We start from the raw sequence: 20,635 nt of genomic DNA on the forward strand, positions 1-20,635 counted from the left end.
GCGTGACCCAACCAGACAAGCCCTGGCGACTTGAGACCATTGCCGTACATGGCGGCTACCGCCCCGATCCGACCACGCGCGCCGTGGCGGTGCCCATCTACCAGACCGTGGCCTATGCGTTCGACGACACGCAGCATGGCGCCGACCTGTTCGACCTCAAGGTGCCGGGCAATATCTACACCCGTATCATGAACCCGACCACGGACGTGCTGGAACAGCGCGTGGCGGCGCTGGAAGGCGGCATCGCCGCGCTGGCGCTGGCCTCGGGCCAGGCGGCCGTGACCTACGCTATCCTGACCATCGCCGAAGCGGGCGACAACATCGTCTCGTCGAGCACGCTGTACGGCGGCACCTACAACCTGTTCGCGCACACGCTGCCGCAATACGGCATCACCACGCGTTTCGCCAATCCGTCCGACCTGGCCGCCTTCGAGGCCCAGATCGATGACCGTACCAAGGCCATCTTCGCGGAATCGGTCGGCAACCCCTTGGGCAACATCACCGACATCGCCGCATTGGCCGAGCTGGCGCACCGCCACGGCCTGCCGCTGATCGTCGACAACACCGTGCCGTCGCCTTACCTGCTGCGTCCCATCGAGCACGGCGCCGACATCGTGGTGCAGTCGCTGACCAAGTACCTGGGCGGCCACGGCACCAGCCTGGGCGGCGCCATCATCGACTCCGGCAAGTTTCCTTGGGGCGAGCACAAGGAGCGCTTCAAGCGCCTGAGCACGCCGGACGTCAGCTACCACGGCGTGGTCTACACCGAAGCCTTCGGCCCGGCCGCCTACATTGGCCGCGCTCGCGTGGTGCCGCTGCGCAATACCGGCGCGGCGATCTCGCCTTTCAATTCGTTCCAGATCCTGCAGGGCATCGAGACCCTGGCGCTGCGCGTCGACCGCATCGTCGAGAACACCGTCAAGATCGCCAACTACCTGCGCGAGCATGCCAAGGTGGAATGGGTCAACTACGCCGGCCTGCCGGACCATCCCGACCACGCCTTGGCGCAGAAGTACCTGGGCGGCAAGGCGCCCGGCCTGTTCACCTTCGGCGTGAAGGGCGGCCGCGAGGCGGGCGCGCGCTTCCAGGATGCGCTGCAGCTGTTCACCCGCTTGGTGAATATCGGCGATTCCAAGTCGCTGGCCACGCACCCCGCGTCCACCACGCACCGCCAGCTCAACCCCGAAGAGCTGCAGAAGGCCGGCGTGCGCGAGGAAACCGTGCGCTTGTCCATCGGCATCGAGCACATCGACGATCTGCTGGCCGATCTGGACCAGGCCTTGGCGCAGGTGTGACCAGCCGGGCCACGTGCTGAAGCCGGCCGCGGGGCTGCCCGCGCCGGCTGCTGATACGGTCGACCGGGCAGAGCAGTTTGCGGGCATCATGGGGAAGTGCGCGAGTACGCGCGCGCACTGGCTTCCATCATGACCCGCAGGAGATCCTCATGGCCCGTTCGCCCGCCCACGCCGCGCTGCCGGCAGATCTGAAGGCCTGGCTGCGTCAGCACGCCGATGCCTTGGACGACGGCAGCCTGGATGCGGCGACCGTGCTGCCCCGGCTGGCCGCCGCCGATGCCTTCCGCCATGGCGTGCCGGCGGCGCGCGGCGGCTTGCCGGACACGGATATCGGCGATGCCATCGAAGCGATAGCGCAATTGGCGGAGCTGTCCGTCGCGGCCGCCTTCGTGGCCTGGAGCCAGCGCGTCTTCATCGAGTACCTGCTGCGCAGCCCCAACGCCGACCTGACGGACGCATGGCTGGCGCCGTTGCTGGAAGGCGAGCAGGCGGGCGCGACCGCGCTCTCGAATGCCATGAAGTACCTCAGCGGCATCGAATCGCTGCAGATCGCCGCGCGCGAGGATGGCGATGAGTGGGTGCTGGATGGCCAGATGCCCTGGGTCACCAACCTGCGGACGCAGGGCTTCCTGGTGGCCGCCGCCGTTTCCGCGCCGGATGGCACGCCGGCGGTGGTGGCGCTGCCGCATGGCATCGCGGGGCTGGAACGCAGCCCGGACCTGTCCTTGCTGGCGCTGCAGTCGACCAATACCGCGGCGCTGGAAGTGAGCGGCGTGCGCATCGGCCCGCAGTGGCTGATCCATCCCGATGCGCGCCAGTATCTGCCGCAGGCCAGGCCGGCCTTCGCCGGCATGCAGTGCGCGCTGTCCATCGGCCTGGCGCGGGGCGCCCTGCGCGCCGCCCAACAGGCAGGCCTGGGGCAGTCCTCGCGCGGCATCCTGGGCCAGCCGCTGCAAGCGCTGGCGGCGCAGGTGGAGACCTTGACCTCCCGATTGATCGAAGGGGTGCGCAACGGCGGCTTCGTGGCCGAGCCGTGGCGGCTGTTCGAAATCCGCATCGCATTGGCGGAAGCGGCCCAGCAGGCAGTGCAGCTGGAATTGCAGGCCAGCGGCGGCGCGGCCTATCTGCTGCCGGCGGGAGCGGGCTTTGCGCGGCGCTGGCGCGAAGCCGCGTTCCTGCCCATCGTCACGCCCAGCCTGGTGCAGTTGAAAACCGAGCTGGTCAAGCGCCAGGCGCGGTTGGCGGCCAACACCGCCGGATGACTGCGCCTGCGCGGCAGCGCGGCGTTATCGGAACGGTGCAGTCTTACTTGCGTGGGCCTTTGCCATTCGCCGGGCAAACCATCTCGCGCAGCTTGCGCTGCACCGGGTCTTGCGCGATTGGCGCATTGCGGATGCCGGGCGGGGGCAGCGACTCCACAATGGGGCCGGTGGCATTCTCGCCCGCGTGGTGCACGACCTGGCTGACGGTATAGGTGCCGGCGGAGCAGTTCATGGTGACCGGCTGGGTCACGGAGCGGTAGGGTTGCCCATTGGCCGCGGAGATCTTGGGCTGGGCGTAGAACCAGGCCACGTTAACGGCCATGACGGCTGGACGCTCCGATACCATCTTGATCGATGCGCTGTCGTAGAACACGCCCGGCATGGCTTGCGGGTCCACCGGCAGCCAGTCGGCTTCGGCGGACAGCATGCCGCCGGGTCCTGGATCGTGCGGCACGATGTTCACGGCGCAGGCGCCGGCGGGTACCGGATCGCCTTCGCGGACGGTAATGGTTTCGCAGGCGCCGGGCGGGGCGGCCTGCGCGGGGTGGACCCAAGCGGCCACGGCCAGCGCGATGAGGGATGCGTGCCTAACGGTCATTGGTGTTTTCCGGTGGGGGCGCTACGCGCCGTCGCCAGGCTTGTGGCCGTGGCGTGTACCCGATCATACCGGGCAGGGCGGGCGCACGCGGCGCGAATGCGCCTTAGGACGTGTTGACGCTAAGAGAGACGCCTTAGTGTTGATGGGCGCTAAGCCGTTTGCACATATTCCGGATAACGTTTGCAGATCTCGGCCACCTGGCTGAGGGTGCCAGACAGATGTTCCCGCAGCACCTGCTGGGCGCGCAGGGGATCCTGCGCGACGATGGCGTCCAGCAGGCGCTGGTGATCGTCAAGGATGCGTTCGGCCTTGCCGGCTTCAGGCAGGTGCAGGCGGCGCAGGCGGTCCAGGTGGCCGCTGTAGCGCTGCTCCAGTTCCCACAGCCGGGCCACGCCGGCGGCTTCGTGCATGTCGCGGTGGAAGGCCTGGTCGGCGTCGATGAAATGCTGGTACTGGCCGCTGGCGTGGCTGGCGCGCTGCAGGTCGATGCTGGCCTGCAGGCGCTTGAACAGCAGCGGGTCGGGGCGCTGCGCCAGCACCTGCACGATCTCCAGTTCCAGCGAGCGGCGCAGGAAATGCGCCTCGCGGGCGGCGGCGACGTCGATGCGGCTGACCACCGTGGTGTGCTGCGGGTAGATTTCGACCAGCGCTTCCTCGGCCAGGCGCATCAGCGCGTCGCGGATCGGGGTCTGGCTCAGACCGTAGGTTTCCGCCAGGGTGATGCGCGACAGCGGCGCCCCGGGCGCGAGTTCCAGGGACACGATCTGTTCGCGTAGGTGTTCGAAGACCTGCGGCGCGGCGTGGCGCGAGCGGTCCAGTCTGAGCTTGGTGCTTTGCATCGGGTCGCGTGCGGAATGGGGCCTGAAGAGTAACGGAGTTTAGCGGGTTTTTACCTAGCTGACGCACTAATGTATTAGTGTTTAAATGGCCCGGTCGCCATCACGAAACACCGCCACGCCCTATGAAACGCTCTTACGAAAGCCTGCGCAGCGCCGCCTGGATGGCCAGGGACGACCTGCGCTCCTTCGGCCACCGTTCCCGCATGATGCAAATGGGGTACGGCCCCGACGACTGGGCGGGCCGCCCCATCATCGCCATCATCAATACCTGGTCGGACCTCAATCCCTGCCACAGCCACTTCAAGCAGCGCGTCGAGGACGTCAAGCGCGGCGTGTTCCAGGCAGGTGGCTTTCCGGTGGAACTGCCGGCGATCTCGGTGTCGGAATCGTTCGTCAAGCCGACCACCATGCTGTACCGCAACTTCCTGGCGATGGAGACCGAGGAACTGCTGCGCAGCCATCCGGTGGATGGCGCCGTGCTCATGGGCGGCTGCGACAAGACCACGCCAGGCCTGCTCATGGGCGCGGTCAGCGCCGGGCTGCCCTGTGTCTACGTGCCGGCCGGCCCCATGCTGCGCGGCAACTGGAAGGGCAAGATACTGGGCTCGGGCTCCGACGCCTGGAAGCTCTGGGACGAGCGCCGCGCCGGCAAGATCACGCAGGAACAATGGACCGAGGTCGAAGGCGGCATCGCCCGCAGCTACGGCACCTGCATGACCATGGGTACCGCCAGCACCATGACCGCCATCGCCGAAGCCATAGGCATGACTCTGCCGGGCGCATCGTCGATCCCGGCGGCAGACGTCAACCATATGCGCATGTCGGCCGAGTGCGGCCGGCGCGTCGTCGAGATGGTCTGGGAAGACCTTACGCCGCAGCGCATCCTGAGCCTGGCGTCCTTCAAGAATGCCATCAACGTGGCCATGGCCATGGGCTGCTCCACCAACGCCATCGTGCACCTGGTCGCCATGTCGCGCCGTGCCGGCTGCGCCGTGGGCCTGGACGACTTCGACGCCGCCAGCCGCAAGGTGCCGGTGATCGCCAACATCCGGCCCAGCGGCGACACCTATCTGATGGAAGACTTCTTCTACGCGGGCGGGCTGCCGGCGCTGATGTCGCGGCTGCACGATCATCTGGACAGGTCCGCCATGACGGTCACCGGCAAGACGCTGGGGGAGAACATCGCCGGCGCCGAGGTCTACAACGACGACGTGATCCGCCCGCTGGACCGCGCCATCTACGACGAAGGCGCGCTGGCCGTGCTGCGCGGCAACATCGCGCCTGACGGCTGCGTCATCAAGCCCAGCGCCTGCGCGCCGCAGTATCTGCGCCACACCGGTCCGGCCCTGGTATTCGACGACTATCCCAGCATGAAGGCCGCGGTGGACGACGAAAACCTGGACGTCACCGCCGACCACATCATGATCCTGCGCAACGCCGGTCCCCAAGGCGGTCCCGGCATGCCGGAATGGGGCATGCTGCCGATTCCGACCAAGCTGGTGAAGCAGGGCGTGCGCGACATGCTGCGCCTGTCCGACGCCCGCATGAGCGGCACCAGCTACGGCGCCTGCATCCTGCACGTGGCGCCGGAAAGCTATGTCGGCGGCCCGCTGGCGCTGGTCAAGACGGGCGACCTGATCTCCGTGGACGTGCCCGCGCGCAGCATCCACCTGAACGTCAGCGACGACGAATTGGCGGCGCGCCGCGCCGCCTGGACGCCGCCGCCCAGGCGCTACGAACGCGGCTATGGCTGGATGTACTCGAAGCACATCCTGCAGGCCAATGACGGCTGCGATTTCGATTTCCTGGAAACCGGCTTCGGCGCGCCGGTGCCCGAGCCCGAGATCTTCTAGGCGCCACCCGAGTTCCATCCCCACAGTCTTCAGCCCCCCCCCCGGAGCCATCGTGTCCCAAATGAATCCCGAAACCCGCGCCCGCCTGGCTGGCGTCAGCACCGCCACCCTGTGCACGGCCTTGTTCAAGCGCGGTTTGCGCAACCAGTTCATCCAGGACGTGCGTCCGTTGAATGCCGCGCTGCCGAATATGGTCGGTCCGGCCTTTACCCTGCGCTACATTCCCGCCCGCGAGGACCTGAACACCATCAAGGTGTTCGAGGATCGCGCCCATCCGCAGCGCGTTGCGGTCGAGACCTGCCCGGAAGGCGCGGTGTTGGTGATGGACAGCCGCAAGGACGCGCGCGCGGCGTCCGCAGGCTCCATCCTGGTCACGCGGCTGATGAAGCGCGGCGTGGCCGGCGTGGTGACGGACGGCGGTTTCCGCGATTCGCCCGAGATCGCCGAACTGGGTTTTGCCGCCTATCACCAGCGGCCGTCGGCGCCGACCAATCTGACCCTGCATCAGGCGCTGGACATCAACGCGCCCATCGGCTGCGGCGACGTGGCGGTGTGGCCAGGCGACATCGTCGTGGGCGACCGCGAGGGCGTGGTGGTGATACCCGCCAATCTGGCCGATGAGATCGCCATTGAGGCCGTGGAGATGACGGCCTTCGAGGATTTCGTGACCAGCGAGGTGCAGCAGGGCGCGTCCATTCTCGGGCTGTATCCGCCCACCGATCCGGGCGCCAAGGACAAGTTCGCCGCCTGGCGCAAGCAACAGGGCCGCTGAGCCTTGCCGCCGGCGCAGCCGGCAACCCATAAGCCAAACAAGAGGCAGGAGACAACCATGAATACGCAACGACGCGGCGCGCTGGCCGCGCTGCTGGCCACCACTGTATTGGGCGCGCTGGCATTGCCCGCCCAGGCTGCCGACTGGCCCGCGCAAAAGCCGATTTCCTATGTGGTGCCATTCACCGTGGGCGGTTCGACCGACGTGGTGGGCCGGGTGCTGGCGCAGAAGCTGGGCGACCGCCTGCACCAGAACGTCATCGTCGAAAACAAGCCTGGCGCGGCGGGAGGCATCGGCGCGACCTATGTGGCCAAGGCCCCGCCGGATGGATATACGCTGTTCGGCGGCACCATCAGCACGCACGCCATCAACGCCAGCCTGTACAAGAACCTGAAGTACGACCCGGTCAAGGATTTCGAGCCGGTCTCGCTGATCGCCTACCTGCCCAACGTGCTGCTGGTAGATCCCAACCTGGGCGTGAATTCCGTTGCCGACCTGATCGCCCTGTTGAAGCGCGACCCGAGCAAGCGCACCTTCGCGTCCTCCGGCGCGGGCACCTCCACGCACCTGGCCGGCGAACTGTTCTCCAGCATGATAGGCGTGCCGCTGACGCACGTGCCGTACAAGGGCACGCCGCCCGCCATGGTGGACGTGTCGTCGGGGGCGGTGACCTTCATGTTCGACCAGATGACCGCGGCCTTGCCCTTGCTGCAGACCGGCAAGCTCAAGCTGCTGGCCGTGACGACCAAGGACCGCATCGCGCTCGCGCCCGAGGTGCCGACCATGCAGGAAGCCGGCGTGCCGGGCTTCCAGATGGCGTCCTGGCAGGCCGTGTACGCGCCCAAGGGCACGCCCAAGCCCATCCTCGACAAGCTGGCGCAGGAAATCGCGGTGATCCTGAAAGAGCCGGACGTGCAGGAGAAGCTGGGCAAGACCATGGGGATGGAACTGGTCGGCAGCACGCCGGATCAGCTGCGCGACCTGATGGCGACTGAAATCCCGCGCTGGGCGGAAGTGGTGAAGAAGTCGGGCGCGACGGTCGAGTAGACGGGCCAGGCTTGCGGGCGTGACGCGTCGGCGCCGCGCCCGCTGCCGTTCAGGGTTCAACAATCAGGGCTTCAAGCCTACGGCTTCAAATTCAGCTTCGGCACCAGCGCCTTGAACGCCTCCTCCTGGCGCGGCACGTCGGCCGTGAACTGCGGCAGGTCGGCGTAGGAGGGCGTCAGGTTCTGCTTGCGCATCAGCGCCTGGAAGTCCTGCGATTGCGCCACCTGGCGGGCTGCGGCCCGCCATTTCTCCACCGCGGCCGCGGGCGTGGCCTTGGGCAGGCCGATGCCGCGCCAGACGCTGAACTGCAGGTCCGCGCCTTTTTCCTTCATGGTGGGCACGGCGGGCAGGTTGTCCAGGCGCTTGGGCGCCATGACGGCCAGGGTGCGCAGCTTGCCGGTTTCGACGTGCTGCTGCAGTTCGGCGTAGGCGACTGTCGTGGCTTGCACGTCGCCCGCCAGCAGGCCCATGATGGCCGGGGCCGAACCCTGGTAGGGCACGTGCACGAACTTCACGCCGGCCTGTTCGCCCAGGGCCGCGGCCGCCATGTGCGGCACGGTGCCTATGCCGGCATTGGACACGGCAACGCGCTCGGGATTCTTCTTCGCGTCCGCCAGGAATTCCTCCACCGTCTTCCAGGGCGCATCGGCGCGCACCGTGACCGACGAGGGATCGTCGGTGAAGCGGGCGATGGGCTGGAAGTCGCCAACCGTGGTCTTGCCTATGCCCATCAAGGGAACCACCAGCATTTCGGGCGTCATCAGCACCAGCCGGTAGCCGTCGGGCTGCGCGTTGGCGACGTAGGCCCAGCCGATGGAACCGCTGGCTCCGGGCTTGTTGATCACCACCGTGGGCTGCGCCAGCAGCGGCGGGCGCACCGCCTCGGCGATGGCGCGCGCGGTGTTGTCGCTGCCGCCGCCGGGCTGGTAGGCGACCACCAGTTCCATCGAGCGGGCGGGGTAGTCCGCGGCATGCGCGGCGGACAGGACGGAAACTGCGGACAGGGCGCTGATGGCCAGCGCGGACAGGCGGTAGGGGCGCATGGTGGCGGCTCCGGTATCAGTAGCCCAAGGCGGAAAGGTCCGCGAGCGTCTGCTTGGTGATGGCGATGGTGCGTTCGCGTTCGGCTCCGGCCAGGTCCAGGCGCGGCGGCTTGACGGCTTCGGCGCTGCCGGTGATCAGGTGTTCGGCCAGTTTGATGTGCTGCACCAGCTTGACCACCGTGTCCAGGTGGAACAACGGCGTCAGCGCGGCATAGAGCTTGCGGGCCCGCACGAAATCTCCTTCGACGGCCAGTTTCAGCAGGTCGACCGAGGCCTTGGGCACCGCATTGGCCATGCCCGACACCCAGGCGGTCACGCCCAGCGCGGCGCTTTCCAGAATCAGGTCGTCCACGCCGCAGACCACGGCCAGCCGGTCGCCAAAGCGCGTGATCAGGTCGGTCACGCGGGTGGTGTCGTAGGATTCCTCCTTGATGGCGACGATGGTGGGCTCTTCCAGCAGTTCCGCCACCAGGTCCGGCGTCAGGTCCACGCCGTAGCCGCGCGGGTTGTTGTAGAGCAGAATGGGCAGGGCGCTGGCCCGCGCCACCATGCGGTAGAAGGCCACGGTCTCGCGGGCGTCGGATTTGTAGGTCAGGCCGGGGAACACCATCAGGCCGTTCACGCCGATGCGCGCGGCTTCCTGGGCGAAGGCGGCGGCGCGCGCGGTGCCGGTTTCCGCCACGCCCGAGACCACCGGCACCCGGCCGCGCACGGTGTCCACGGCGGTGCGCAGCACCTGCAGTTTCTCTTCGGGCGAGAGCTGGGCGTTTTCGCCCACCATGCCCATCATCACCACGCCGCCCACGCCGTTCTCGATCAGGCGTTCCAGTCCCTGGCCAATAGCCTCCAGGTCCAGTGAAAAATCGGGTTTCAGCTTGGTGGTGACGGCGGGGAATACGCCTTGCCATTGAATGCTCATGCTGCGACTCCTGATGCGTGGTCCATCCGGCTTGTTCCGGTTGGATGTTGGTTATTGGATATTGGATCCAAAAATATGGGACTTAAAAAAACGAGGCTGGGGCCTCGGGCCGTCGCTCAGGGAGTGGCGGCTTGAACTGGATCATGGATCCAATATACTCACATTAAACGGGCTGCGGGCACCGGCTGTCTCTCGGGGTTTTCCTGGGCATGGACGGGGCCGGTTCCGGCAACCCTACGCCGTGCGGCTCCCGCCCGGCGGCTCAACCAGGCAGGTTATACGTGTCCCAGAATTCGCCGCTTTCCGCTCCTCCGCAGTCCCGTCCCCAGGCCGCTACTCCCGGCCGTCTCGTGCGCAAGACCGCCGTCGAACTGGTGGTCGACGAATTGCGCGACCGCATCCTGTCGGGCGCGATTCCTCCCGGCTCCGCGCTGCGCCAGGAATTGTTCGCCGAGGAACTGGGCGTGAGCCGCCTGCCCGTGCGCGAGGCCATCCGCCAGCTCAGCGCCGAAGGGCTGATCGACATGATCCCGCACCGCGGCGCCTATGTGTCCATGCTGTCGCGGGCCGAGGTGCAGGAGTTCTTCGATATCCGCCTGCGGCTGGAGCCGTGGCTGTTCCGCCTGGCCGTGCAGCAGCGCGAGGTCCTGGATCTGGACCTGGCCAGCCAGGTGGTGGCGCAGATGGACGCCGCCGAGCCCGAGCAATGGGGCCGCCTGAACTGGCAGCTGCATGAACTGCTGTACCGCTCGGCGCAACGGCCCGCCGCGCTGGCCATGGTGCGCGCGCTGCATGAAAAATCCGAACGCTATTTCCGCTTCCAGATCGTCAACGCGCCGATCCGCCAACAGGCCCACGACGAACACAGCGAACTGATTGCGCTCGCCCGGCAGGGCCGGGCCGAACAGGCCGAGGCCGCGTTGGAACGGCACATCGCCGAGGCCGCCGAGCAGATACTCGCCATCGTCGACCATCTGCTGGATGCGTCGGCCTTGCAGGAACCGGCCTAGACGTCCAACTCCAGCGTGCCACAGCCGCGCGACACGCAGACCATCATGCTGCGGTTGGCGGCGCGTTCCTCGTCGCTGAGCACATAGTCGCGATGCTCGACCTCGCCGGATAGCACGCCGGCCTCGCAGCTGCGGCACAGGCCTTCGCGGCAGGAGTGGGGCCAGGCGACGCCCGCCGCCTCCAAGACGTCCAGCACGGACTTGTCCGCCGGCACTTCGTGGCAGCCGCCGCTGCGCGCCAGCCTGATCTTGAAAGTCGCGGCGGCTTCCGCCACGGGGGGCGCGGCAGCGGCGAAGCGCTCGAAATGCACGCGGGCTGGGAGGATGCCGCCGCGTTCACAGGCGGCGGCCACCGCATCCATCAGCGGCCCCGGCCCGCAGCAATAGACATGCAGGCCCGCCGCTTGCCGCTCGCTCAGATACCGGTCCAGGTCGCAGCGCGCGCCGCCTCGTTCGCTGTCGACATGCAGATGCACGCGTTCGCCGTGGACGGCGAGTTCGGGCAGATAGGCGGCCGCGTCGCGATCGCGCGCGCAATACAGCAGGCGCCAGGGCTCGCCGCGCTTTTCGCATGCATGGATCATGCTGAGTATGGGCGTGATGCCTATGCCTCCCGCGATGAAGACGTGGCATGCGGCCTGCGCATGCAGCCCGAACAATTGCCTGGGTTCGCCGATATCCACCAGGTCGCCTTCACGCAGCTGTTCATGGACGTAGCGCGAGCCGCCGCGCGAATTGGCCGCGAGGCCGACGCCCAGCCGGTAGACGCCCAGCTCCGCCGGATCGCCGCATAGGGAGTACTGCCTGAGCAGGCCATTGCCCAGCGCCACATCCACATGCGCGCCGGCTTCGAATGCCGGCAGCATGGCGCCGTCGGGGCTGCGCAGATGCAGGCCCAGCACGCCGCTCGCCTCGCGCACGATGCGGCTGACCATCAACCGCCGCATCTCAGGCCACCGCCTGAGCCGCGTGCACGGCGGACCCGCCAGCCGCGGCCTGCTGCTGCTCTTCCTCGACGCGGCGCGCCACCACCCAGCGGAACTGGGACAACGCGGCGTCGATGGACAGCGGCACCATCTTGAAGTCGGGCGCCAGGGACAAGGAGCGCTGCTGCGCGGTGATGATGTCGCGGTCTTCGTCGAAGGCGTCCACCACGCTCTGATGGATGGACGCGGTGATGTCGGGCCGGTCGATGGAGAAGTTGTGCGGATGCGCGAAGAAATAGTGGGTGGATGTCGCGGTCTCCGGCGTCAGGGCTTGGCAGCCGCGGAATTCGATCCCGCCTGCGCGATTGCCTTCCTGCGCGCCGCCGCCTGCCGGAGCCATGCCCGAATCCATCAGCAGGATGCCGGGCAGCGTGAAGTTGTAGATGTTCCAGCGGTCCACCAGGCCTGGCCACTCGCGGACCTTCTTTGCGAAGGCAGGCGCTTCGGTGTTGAGCGTCCAGCGCGTGATACGAACGCCATCGGGCAGCCGGTCGACCTTGGGCGATACCGAGGCATAGTCTTCGCTGCCGCCCAGGGTGGTGGGGTGCACGAAGGGCAGATGCGAGAAATCGAGCAGGTTGTCGGCGATCAGCAGATAGTTGACGTCGTAATGGATGTAGCCGTCCAGGCTGCGCCAGTCCGGATGGTCCAGCCATTGGGTGTCGGGGATGAGGGCCGGGTCGGCGCGTTCCGGGTCGCCCATCCAGATCCAGATCCAGCGGTGCCGCTCCACCACCGGGAAGGTGCGCACCCTGGCCTGCGGCGGAATGCGCGCCTGCGCTGGCGCTTCGACACAGGTGCCGGTCGGGTCGAACTTCAGGCCGTGGTACATGCAGCGCACGCAATCGCCTTCGCGCCGGCCCACCGACAAGGGCGCGCCGCGGTGGCAGCAGCGGTCTTCCAGCGCCACCAGCCGGCCCGCGCTATCGCGGTACATCAGCACGGGCACGCCGATGATGGTGCGCGAGAACAGGCCGTCCGCGCTGACTTCCTGGTCCCAGGCCGCGACGTACCAGGTGTTTTTGATGAACATGGGTTTGCTCCTGTGTTTACTTGACGTAGCGCCAGGCGCCGTCCTTGATCTGCACCATGACAGCGGCGCGTTCGTCATAGCCGACGTGGTCGGTGGGCGACATGGTGGACACGCCTTGCGAGGTGACGGCGTCGCGGGTGGCTTCCAGCGCGTCGCGCAGGCCCGCCCTGAATTCCGGCGTGCCAGGTTTGGCCTTGGGCAGCGTGGCCTTCAAGGCCTGTTGCAGCACGATGGCGGCGTCCCAGGCGTTGGCCGCGAACACCGACATGGAGTCCTTGCCGTGGGCGGCTTCATAACGCTGGGTCAGGTCCATGGCGACCGCGCGCACCGGGTTGGACTCGTCCAGCTGGCTGGCGACCACGACCGGGCCCACCGCGAACAGCGCGCCTTCGGCGTCCTTGCCGGCGATGCGCAGGAACTCGCGGTTGGCGATGCCGTAGGTCTGGTAGATGCGGCCGGCATAGCCGCGTTCGCGCAGCGATTTCTGCGGCAGTGCCCCGGGCGTGCCGGACGCCGCCACGATGACCGCGTCCGGCTTCGCGGCCAGCAGCTTCAGGGTCTGCGCCGTGACGCTGGTGTCGGTCTTCACGTAGCGTTCGGTGGCGACCAGCTTGATGCCGGCGCGCGCAGCCTGCGCGGAGACTTCGGCCAGCCAGCTGTCGCCGTAGGCGTCGGCGAAACCGATGTAGCCCAGCGACTTCACGCCGGCGGCCTGCATATGCGCGACGGTGCTGGCCACCATCAGATTCTCGTTCTGCACCACCTTGAACACCCAATGGCGTTGCGCGTCCATGGGTTCGACCAGCTTGGCCCCGGCCGCCAGGCTCATCAAGGGCACCTTCTTCTCCTGGGCGATGGGCAGCAGGGTCAGGGTGGCGGGCGTGACCGAGGTGCCCAGCACCACGTCCACGTTGTGCTCGTCGACCAGCCGGCGGAAGGCGCGGGCTGCGCCGGTGGCGTCGGACGCGTCGTCCAGCACGATGTAGCGCACCGCCTCGCCCGCGACTTCGCGCGGCAGCAGGTCTATCGCATTCTTGGCCGGGCCGCCCAGCGACGCGGCCGGACCGGTGAGCGACAGGATGACGCCGACGCCGACGCCGACATCGGCCGAGGCGGCGCTACAGGACAGCAGGGCGCACGAAACCAGCACCGCGCGCACGGGGTGTAGAAGGGGTTTCAAGATCTTGTCTCCTTGTGGAAACGCCGGTCTGCGCGGCGTTTGACAAGACGATAGATAGCGGCGGAATATGCGTCAATATCATGAACCTGATTCTGGAAATGCACGTTATGCATAACGAGAAACTGGACCTCAACCTGCTCGCCGTCTTCGACAGCCTGATGCGCGAACGCAGCGTGACGCGCGCCGGCGAACAGCTGGGCCTGTCGCAAAGCGCCATGAGCCATGCCGTGAACCGCTTGCGCGCATTCTTCGACGATCCGCTGTTCGTGAAGACCGGCCAGGGCATGCAACCCACGCCGAAATCAGAGAGCCTGGCGCCGACCATCCTGGCGTTGATGGCGACCATACGCGGACAGGTGCTGTCGCAGGCGCAATTCGATCCGGCCTCGGCCATGCGCGTCTTCACCCTGTGCATGACGGACATGGGTGAACTGGTGTTCCTGCCGCCGCTGATCAAGCGCCTGCGCGAACTGGCGCCGCACTGCACCCTGCGCACGCGCCAGGTGCCGCTGCAGCAGGTCGAGCCGCTGCTGGCCTCGGGCGAGGTGGACCTGGTGCTGGGATCGCTGCGCGCGGCGCCGCAGGGCCTGTTTCAGCAGCAGCTGTTCATGCATCGCTTCGTGACGCTGGTCAGCGTGAAGAACAAGGAGGTGGGCGACGAGCTGACGCTGGAACAATTCCAGCGCATGCCGCACATCGTCGTGACGCTGGCGGGGCGTTCTTCCGAAGCCTATGACAGCGCGCTGGAGGAGCAGGGCGTCAAGCGCAACATCTTCCTGTCGACACCGCACTTCCTGGTGGTGCCGCTATTGCTGGACCAGCATCCGGACCTGATCGCCACGGTGCCGCAGGAGCTGGGCAATGTGTTCGGTAGCTACGGCGTGGTCAAGGTGCTGGAGCCGCCATTGCCGCTGCCGTCCTTCGCGCTGCGCCAGCATTGGCATCCGCGCTTTCACCAGGATCCGGCCATTATCTGGCTGCGGGAACTAGTGAAGGATACGTTTGACGGCTATCCCTGGGACGGGGCCAGGCCGAAGCGGCGGCTGGGCTAGAGATCCGCGTAGCGCGGCAGCAGGTCCTGGTCCACCAGGCGCATCTCGATGCGGTTCGCGAGTTCCACATGGCTGGCGTTGTCCAGCGAAAACACTTCGTTCGCGACGCTGACGATGATGGTGCCGGTCTGTTTTTTCCCGGCGACGGGAACGGGAATCAGCGCCTGGGCTTCCGGGACTTGCTCGGCGGTGATCACTTGCGGAAGGTATAGCATCCAGCCGACGCCAGGTTTGTCGTCGAAAACTTTTTGGGCAGAGTAGGCGCGAGGGTGAGCGACGACGTACAGCGGTCGTAGCACATCGATAATGACGCCAATGATGGTTGCCATTTCATCTAGGGATCCGACCGCAGCATCGTCCATGGTGTCGATATCCAATGAGCTTGGAAAAAACGCGCTACCAACTTGAATCGATATGGAAATGCCTTGGTCACGTTCTGTTTCTCCATTCCAGAGGGCTATGTGTGTCACCGACGCATCTTTCCGATACTTGTGCTTCAACATGGCCAAAAGGGCCGCAGATGGAGCGCTCTTGTCGAACGCGGGATAGAGCAGAGCTTCCTCCAGACTGTCCCCCTGTGCATACCATCCCTTATGTTGCCGGGAATGAGAGTCCATAGAGAGAGTGAGAGGAAGCAGTTTTTCCAGTTGAGATGAAAAATCTTCGGGGCGTAGCGAGGGGTCTCTGAATTGCGCGGTAATCAGCATGATTTTCCCTCAGGGATGATAGATGGACTCTACGCGGTATCGTTGCAGGATGGGCAGCATTCTCTCGCGAGTCCGCGGCGTCTGGAAGTACCAACGGAGTTTTGTCGGAGGGTTTGAATGAACGGGAACGGCCTGTCGCTCGATGATTTCTGACATATTTTTGAATCCACCAAACCACGGTTCAGTATTGCCATTTTTTCCGATGAACTGATCGTAGTTGCCCTTTGTTTCCTGCAACAGGCATTCCGCGGACACGAAACCATCGAAGTCGATATCAAACTTCTGGCCTAGGGCTACCCCTTTCCAATTCCATTCATCGCTCCACAAACAATACTCGGTGTCGTAGTCGAACCCGGTAATCCGGGCTTGATAGGCATAGGCGTTCCAATTTTCCCCATGCCTGCGCCTGACTTTCATCCCCAGGTCCGGCGGACATTTCTTGCAGGGTTCTTCGGTCCTGGGCAAGGCGCGGTCGATTGGTTTGGCTTCGCTGTCTTCGCGAGGCGTATCGCCCGGCAAAGTGGCCACGCCGCCCAGCACGGCACCTGCCGCGGCGCTTGCTGCCGCCCGGGCGAACGCGGCTGCCATGGCTTCCACCACCCATCCTGCGATTGGTATTGCGAGAGGTCCAGGCATTTCCCTTAATCCCTATGCTCTTGTCGGAGCTGTTGGCGCGACTGCCATTTCATCACCTGCATGTAGTCATGAAACCGTTGATCCGCGGGGCGTCCGGGCTTGCGAATCCAGGCAAGGAACCCGGGCTGTTTATAGAATCCAGGAACCAGCGCCTCGGTCCTGAGAAATTCGACAAGATTCGCGTCCTCGTCTATTCCCAAGGCCCGCGCCTGCGCGAGAGCAGTGGCAAGTCTTGCGCTCAAGCCAGCCTCGGCCAGCCCGGGGTAGTCGCGCAGGATGTCCTGCGTGACTCCCTGCACAAATCCCTTGGCGTCGATCGCGCAAAGGCCGGCGACTTGCTGGGGGGTGAGTTCAAGCACCATGGGTGGGATGAATCCTGATGAGTTCGCCGTTGCGTTGCGCCAGCCAGTCCTGGACGGGGGCAAAGAACGCGGCTCGTTGCTCGGGGGTTAGCAGCGCTGCGATGTCGTCCGCGAGTCTTGCGTCGTAGTAGCGCAGCAAGGCTGTTGCCCCGCTGGGCATGCGCACAGTCAATCGCGCCCGCAAGGCTTCGGCCAGATCGTCCATGGCGTAGCTGCTGACGACCCAAATGCATCCAGGCTCGCTATCGGCCAGACGTTGCAGCGCAGTGATGTGGGGATTCCCGGGAGCGGAGCAATCAAGCAGCCAGGGGCCGGCATGGGCCAGCGCTTCATCAGGCGTGCCGTCGAACAGCGCGATGCAGGATGAGGAGCGGGATAAGGGATGGGTGGGCAAAACCTCATCGTGCAGCAGCGCGTCGACCAGACCGTAAAGCCGCAAGGGGAAATTGGTCTGCTTCAGACGCGCCGCGTAGTACTCCTGTGCCTGCATCTCCACCGACCTATCCTCGCGCCACAGTGGTTGCGGCATTGCGGGCAGCAGCCTCCAGGCATTCCTGGCACAGCGTGTCGCTCTGTGCTGTCGCCATCGGAGCGGGATCGGACAATCCTTGGGCAAAGCCGATGCGCGCCACCATCTGTGACGCTATCAGTACGGCGCCGCAGGCAGTGCGCATTCCCTCCACGGCGGTGTCCCGGCCCATGAATGAATGATTGCGTCCCGGCTCAGCCAGGATGGGAAAGGCTCCCTTGCATTTAGGGCAAGTCACCTTATGCCCCACCAACGCTATCTCTCGTCCAAGGAGCATCGACGTAGGGTGACCTTCGGCGACGGTCCCGCCATGCGAGGTTCGATCTCCCTTTCTGATGATGGAACGTTCAGACATGCCGCCTCCGTCTTGGTCGAAGCCGAATTTAGCATTGACCGACAGAGGTGGCGTTGATGGCGATCATGGGTGAGTAGGCGCAGACTGCACGGGCCTCAATTGATCTTGATGTTCCGTTCCTTGACCAGCGTTTTCCATTGCGCGGTTTCGCGCGCCAGGTGGTCGCGCAATTCATCCGGCGTGCCGCCGATGGACTCCGCGCCGATCGATTCCAGCGTGGCGCGCACCTTCGGCTCGTTCAGCGCCTTGCGCATGGCCGCGTTCAGCTTGGCCACCACTTCCGGCGGGGTGCCGGCGGGGGCGAATGCCGCGAACCAGGGCATCAGTTCGTAGCCGGGCAAGCCGCTTTCCGCCACGGTGGGCACATCGGGCAGGGCGGCCGAACGCTTGCTGGTCGTCACCGCCAGCGCCCGCAGCTTGCCCGCCTCGATATGGGGCTTGGCGGAGGTGATGCTGTCGAACATGTAGTCCACCTGTCCGCCCAGCAGGTCGGCGATGGCCGGGCCGCTGCCCTTGTAGGGCACGTGCAGCATTTCTACCCGAGCCATGGACAGGAACAGCTCGCCCGCCAGATGGATGGACGTGCCCACGCCGGCCGAGGCATAGGTGTAGTGGTTGGGCTGGGCCTTGGCCTTGGCGATCACGTCCTGCACGCTGGTGGCGCCGGTGCGCGCGGGATTGGTGACCAGCACGTTCGGCACCACGGCCAGCAGCGAGATCGGCGCGAAGTCCTTGATCGGGTCGTAGTTCAGGTCCGTGTACAGCGCCGGATTGACGGCCATGCCGTTGGCCACGATCAGGATGGTGTAGCCGTCGGGTTTGGCGCGGGCCACGCTGGCCGCGCCGATATTGCCGCCGGCGCCTGCACGGTTTTCCACGATGAAGGTGGTGTTGAGCTGCTTGCCCATGGATTCGCCCAGGGTGCGGGCGATGCTGTCCATCGCGCCGCCCGGCGGGAAGGGCACGATCCATTTGACTGGGTGATCCGGGTAGGTCTGCGCCAACGCCGCGGACGCGCCGCCCAGCAGCGCCAGGCCCACGCATGCCTGGGCGAGTCGTTTGAATACAGGGCGCAAGCGCATGATGGTCTCCGTAGTGCTCGAATTATTGTGTCGCCGCGCGCCGATGGTCCGCGAACCCGCGGGAGGAAATTCCCGGGATTCATACTTTTACGATCAGGTTCGTGCGATGGCTCAGTATGGCTTGCGTTTTCCCTGCGAGTCCAAGACTATATGGGTTCCGATTGATACCTTTATGGTATGTATGGGGCCATGCAATGCAATTGAGGCAACTGCGCTATTTCCAGGCCGTGGCGGAAGAAGGCAGCTTCACGCGTGCGGCCGCGAGGCTGCACATGGCCCAGCCGCCGCTCAGCCGCCAAATACGCCTGTTCGAGGAAGAACTGGGCGTGCAGTTGTTCGAACGCACCACGCGGGCGCTGCGCCTCACTGAAGCGGGCCGCTTCCTGTTGGAACAATCGCGCCTGCTGACGGCGCGCCTGGAAGAAGTGCTGGAGGGCACGCGCCGGCTGGGACAGACCCAGCGGCGCTGGTTCGGCATAGGTTTCGTGCCGTCCACCCTCTACGGCTTCGTGCCCGAGCTGATCCGGCAGCTGCGCAATGCGGACCCGCAGGTCGAAGTAGGCCTCACGGAAATGACCACCTTGCCGCAGCTGGAGGCGCTGAAGGCCGGACGCATCGACCTGGGCATAGGCCGCATCCTGTTCGACGACCCCGCCATCGAACGGCGTGTGCTGATGACAGAACCGCTGATGGCGGCGGTCCCTTTGGGTCACCCGCTGGCGCGTCTGCGGCGGGTATCGGTCGAACGCCTGGCGCGCGAGCCCTTCGTGCTGTATCCGGCGCGCCCGCGGCCGAACTTCTCCGACCATGTGCTGGGCCTGTTCCGCGCGGCGGGACATGCGCCGCAGGTGGTGCAGGAAGCGAACGAACTGCAGACCGCCATCGGCCTGGTGGCGGCGGGGCTCGGGGTGACGGTGGTGCCGGCGTCGGTGCAGCGGCTGCAGCGCCAGGACGTGGCGCATGTGGCGATAGACGCCGATACCTTTGTGTCGCCGGTGATCGTCAGTTATCGCAAGGACGATGCGTCGGCATTTCTGGCGCGGGCGTTGGGGCTGGCGCAGGCGCTGGCGAATTAGCACCAAGGAGCGACGGCCATGCCGGATCAGGCAGCAAAATCCCTCTCCCTCAGACAGCTGGAACTGTTGCTGGCGTTGGCGTCCGCTGACAGTATTGCGGGCGCCGGCGCGCGTTTGGGCATGACGCCGTCAGCCACCAGCCATGCCCTGCGCACGCTGGAGGCCACGCTGGGAGCGCCCATGCTCGACCGCAATGCCTCGGGCGTGCACTTCACCTATGCCGGGCAGCAGGTCCTGCCGCATGTCAGGGATGTGTTTGCCTCCTTGCAGATCGTGCGGGCCACGGCGAGCGCCAGCGCCGGCCTGCGCTCGGGCCTGCTGAATCTCGGATCATTGGGCGCGAGTTCTTCGCTGAACATCCTGCCGCAATTGCTGGAAATGTTCAAAGCCCGCTATCCGGGCGTCGACGTCTTCGTCACCGAGAAGCCGGATCCTGAGCTGGAGCGCGCGCTGGTGGAGCGCCGCATCGAAATAGGCGTGGTGGCCTTGCCCAAACCCGACTTCGACACGCTGGCGCTGGTCACCGATGAACTGATGGTAGTGCTGCCCGTCGGGCATCCGCTGGCCGAGCGCAAGACGATCGCCGTGAAGGACCTGATCGACTATCCGCTGATCATGACGCGCGCGGGCTCGCAACCGGTCATTACGCGGATGTTCGAGCGCGCTGGCGCCAAGCCGCATATCGCGCACGACCTCTCGCAGATCATGTCCATCCTGGAGTTCGTCAGGCGCGGACAGGGCATCTCGGTGCTCGCGTCGCTGGTGCTGCCGCAGGTTTACGAGGGACTGGTCTACCGGAAAATAAGCCCTGCCTCCAAGCGCAGGATGGGCCTGGCATGCCTGAACGAACGCAAGCTGTCGCCCGCCGCGCATGCCTTCTGGGCCATGGTCAGGGAGGCCGCGCCCAAGCTGAAGTTCCCGGTCAAGTAGCGCCGCGCGGCCACGGCCCGGTACGTGCGCCATGTTTGCCTTCATATTGAAAAAAAACTCAATTGAAGG

At 65.9% G+C, this 20,635-nt stretch carries 22 protein-coding genes; 9 read left to right on the forward strand and 13 right to left on the reverse strand.

What is annotated here, in order from left to right:
• Nucleotides 1-2 precede the first annotated feature (2 nt).
• Both WBB14_RS30075 and WBB14_RS30080 read left to right on the forward strand, forming a co-directional pair.
• The gene (locus WBB14_RS30075) at nucleotides 3-1,295 is read left to right on the forward strand and encodes an O-acetylhomoserine aminocarboxypropyltransferase/cysteine synthase family protein (RefSeq protein WP_424243004.1); all 1,293 of its coding nucleotides are present in this window, start codon (nucleotides 3-5) and stop codon (nucleotides 1,293-1,295) included.
• Between the two features lie 149 nt (nucleotides 1,296-1,444).
• Nucleotides 1,445-2,557, forward strand: coding sequence for an acyl-CoA dehydrogenase (locus WBB14_RS30080; RefSeq protein WP_424243005.1), 1,113 nt, complete (start codon nucleotides 1,445-1,447; stop codon nucleotides 2,555-2,557).
• Between the two features lie 43 nt (nucleotides 2,558-2,600).
• Here WBB14_RS30080 and WBB14_RS30085 read toward each other — a convergent pair whose 3' ends face one another.
• Together WBB14_RS30085 and WBB14_RS30090 are read right to left on the reverse strand one after the other, a co-directional pair.
• Nucleotides 2,601-3,155 (reverse strand): surface-adhesin E family protein, encoded by a 555-nt coding sequence (locus WBB14_RS30085; RefSeq protein WP_424243006.1) that lies wholly within the window; start codon nucleotides 3,153-3,155, stop codon nucleotides 2,601-2,603.
• A gap of 149 nt (nucleotides 3,156-3,304) precedes the next feature.
• Nucleotides 3,305-3,994 (reverse strand): GntR family transcriptional regulator, encoded by a 690-nt coding sequence (locus WBB14_RS30090; RefSeq protein ID WP_424243007.1) that lies wholly within the window; start codon nucleotides 3,992-3,994, stop codon nucleotides 3,305-3,307.
• Between the two features lie 122 nt (nucleotides 3,995-4,116).
• Between WBB14_RS30090 and araD the strand changes: the two genes are divergently transcribed.
• The 3 genes from araD (at nucleotide 4,117) to WBB14_RS30105 (ending at nucleotide 7,666) form a co-directional block, all read left to right on the forward strand.
• Complete coding sequence (gene araD / locus WBB14_RS30095; protein ID WP_424243008.1) at nucleotides 4,117-5,847, forward strand: L-arabinonate dehydratase; 1,731 nt, start codon at nucleotides 4,117-4,119, stop codon at nucleotides 5,845-5,847.
• Nucleotides 5,848-5,908: 61 nt separating this feature from the next.
• The gene (locus WBB14_RS30100) at nucleotides 5,909-6,619 is read left to right on the forward strand and encodes a ribonuclease activity regulator RraA (protein ID WP_424243041.1); all 711 of its coding nucleotides are present in this window, start codon (nucleotides 5,909-5,911) and stop codon (nucleotides 6,617-6,619) included.
• A gap of 57 nt (nucleotides 6,620-6,676) precedes the next feature.
• Nucleotides 6,677-7,666, forward strand: coding sequence for a Bug family tripartite tricarboxylate transporter substrate binding protein (locus WBB14_RS30105; protein ID WP_424243009.1), 990 nt, complete (start codon nucleotides 6,677-6,679; stop codon nucleotides 7,664-7,666).
• Nucleotides 7,667-7,743: 77 nt separating this feature from the next.
• On the opposite strand, the gene WBB14_RS30110 is transcribed toward WBB14_RS30105, so the two are convergent.
• Nucleotides 7,744-8,709, reverse strand: a complete 966-nt coding sequence (locus WBB14_RS30110; protein WP_424243010.1) for a Bug family tripartite tricarboxylate transporter substrate binding protein — start codon at nucleotides 8,707-8,709, stop codon at nucleotides 7,744-7,746.
• Between the two features lie 16 nt (nucleotides 8,710-8,725).
• Complete coding sequence (locus WBB14_RS30115; protein WP_424243011.1) at nucleotides 8,726-9,628, reverse strand: dihydrodipicolinate synthase family protein; 903 nt, start codon at nucleotides 9,626-9,628, stop codon at nucleotides 8,726-8,728.
• 350 nt (nucleotides 9,629-9,978) lie between these two features.
• On the opposite strand from WBB14_RS30115, the gene WBB14_RS30120 reads away from it, so the two are divergent.
• Nucleotides 9,979-10,638: a GntR family transcriptional regulator gene (locus tag WBB14_RS30120; protein ID WP_424243042.1), complete on the forward strand. Its 660-nt coding sequence runs from the start codon at nucleotides 9,979-9,981 to the stop codon at nucleotides 10,636-10,638.
• On the opposite strand, the gene WBB14_RS30125 is transcribed toward WBB14_RS30120, so the two are convergent.
• Genes WBB14_RS30125 through WBB14_RS30135 form a run of 3 tightly spaced genes read right to left on the reverse strand, consistent with a single transcriptional unit; the run spans nucleotide 10,635 to nucleotide 13,837 of the window.
• On the reverse strand, nucleotides 10,635-11,585 hold the full coding sequence (locus WBB14_RS30125; RefSeq protein WP_424243012.1) for a PDR/VanB family oxidoreductase: 951 nt from the start codon (nucleotides 11,583-11,585) through the stop codon (nucleotides 10,635-10,637). The two genes, WBB14_RS30120 and WBB14_RS30125, sit on opposite strands and share 4 nt — an antisense overlap.
• A 1-nt stretch (nucleotide 11,586) precedes the next feature.
• Complete coding sequence (locus WBB14_RS30130) at nucleotides 11,587-12,657, reverse strand: Rieske 2Fe-2S domain-containing protein (protein WP_424243013.1); 1,071 nt, start codon at nucleotides 12,655-12,657, stop codon at nucleotides 11,587-11,589.
• A 16-nt stretch (nucleotides 12,658-12,673) separates the two neighbouring features.
• Nucleotides 12,674-13,837, reverse strand: a complete 1,164-nt coding sequence (locus WBB14_RS30135) for an ABC transporter substrate-binding protein (RefSeq protein ID WP_424243014.1) — start codon at nucleotides 13,835-13,837, stop codon at nucleotides 12,674-12,676.
• A 107-nt stretch (nucleotides 13,838-13,944) separates the two neighbouring features.
• Here WBB14_RS30135 and WBB14_RS30140 point away from each other — a divergent pair, with 107 nt between their 5' ends.
• Nucleotides 13,945-14,889, forward strand: coding sequence for a LysR family transcriptional regulator (locus tag WBB14_RS30140; protein WP_424243015.1), 945 nt, complete (start codon nucleotides 13,945-13,947; stop codon nucleotides 14,887-14,889).
• Here the strand turns inward: WBB14_RS30140 and WBB14_RS30145 are convergent.
• The 6 genes from WBB14_RS30145 to WBB14_RS30170 form a co-directional block, all read right to left on the reverse strand.
• Nucleotides 14,886-15,596: an immunity 52 family protein gene (locus tag WBB14_RS30145; protein ID WP_424243016.1), complete on the reverse strand. Its 711-nt coding sequence runs from the start codon at nucleotides 15,594-15,596 to the stop codon at nucleotides 14,886-14,888. The genes WBB14_RS30140 and WBB14_RS30145 overlap by 4 nt on opposite strands.
• Nucleotides 15,597-15,605: 9 nt before the next feature.
• On the reverse strand, nucleotides 15,606-16,184 hold the full coding sequence (locus tag WBB14_RS30150; RefSeq protein WP_424243017.1) for a restriction endonuclease fold toxin 5 domain-containing protein: 579 nt from the start codon (nucleotides 16,182-16,184) through the stop codon (nucleotides 15,606-15,608).
• A 53-nt stretch (nucleotides 16,185-16,237) separates the two neighbouring features.
• A complete protein-coding gene (locus WBB14_RS30155) occupies nucleotides 16,238-16,594 on the reverse strand; it encodes a hypothetical protein (protein ID WP_424243018.1) in 357 nt (118 codons plus the stop codon).
• Nucleotides 16,584-17,084 carry a DUF4123 domain-containing protein gene (locus WBB14_RS30160; protein ID WP_424243043.1) on the reverse strand — a complete coding sequence of 167 codons (501 nt, stop codon included), beginning with the start codon at nucleotides 17,082-17,084 and terminating at the stop codon, nucleotides 16,584-16,586. Before WBB14_RS30160 ends, WBB14_RS30155 begins: the two co-directional genes overlap by 11 nt.
• Nucleotides 17,085-17,094: 10 nt before the next feature.
• Nucleotides 17,095-17,478 (reverse strand): PAAR domain-containing protein, encoded by a 384-nt coding sequence (locus WBB14_RS30165; RefSeq protein WP_424243019.1) that lies wholly within the window; start codon nucleotides 17,476-17,478, stop codon nucleotides 17,095-17,097.
• Nucleotides 17,479-17,573: 95 nt separating this feature from the next.
• Entirely contained in the window at nucleotides 17,574-18,560 is a 987-nt protein-coding gene (locus WBB14_RS30170) for a Bug family tripartite tricarboxylate transporter substrate binding protein (protein WP_424243020.1), read from the reverse strand.
• A 194-nt stretch (nucleotides 18,561-18,754) separates the two neighbouring features.
• On the opposite strand from WBB14_RS30170, the gene WBB14_RS30175 reads away from it, so the two are divergent.
• Both WBB14_RS30175 and WBB14_RS30180 read left to right on the forward strand, forming a co-directional pair.
• Nucleotides 18,755-19,636, forward strand: coding sequence for a LysR family transcriptional regulator (locus WBB14_RS30175; protein WP_424243021.1), 882 nt, complete (start codon nucleotides 18,755-18,757; stop codon nucleotides 19,634-19,636).
• An 18-nt stretch (nucleotides 19,637-19,654) separates the two neighbouring features.
• Nucleotides 19,655-20,566 (forward strand): LysR family transcriptional regulator, encoded by a 912-nt coding sequence (locus WBB14_RS30180; protein ID WP_424243022.1) that lies wholly within the window; start codon nucleotides 19,655-19,657, stop codon nucleotides 20,564-20,566.
• Nucleotides 20,567-20,635 lie beyond the last annotated feature (69 nt).

Source organism: Achromobacter sp. (genome assembly GCF_049647645.1).
Taxonomy (GTDB): Bacteria; Pseudomonadota; Gammaproteobacteria; order Burkholderiales; family Burkholderiaceae_B; genus Achromobacter.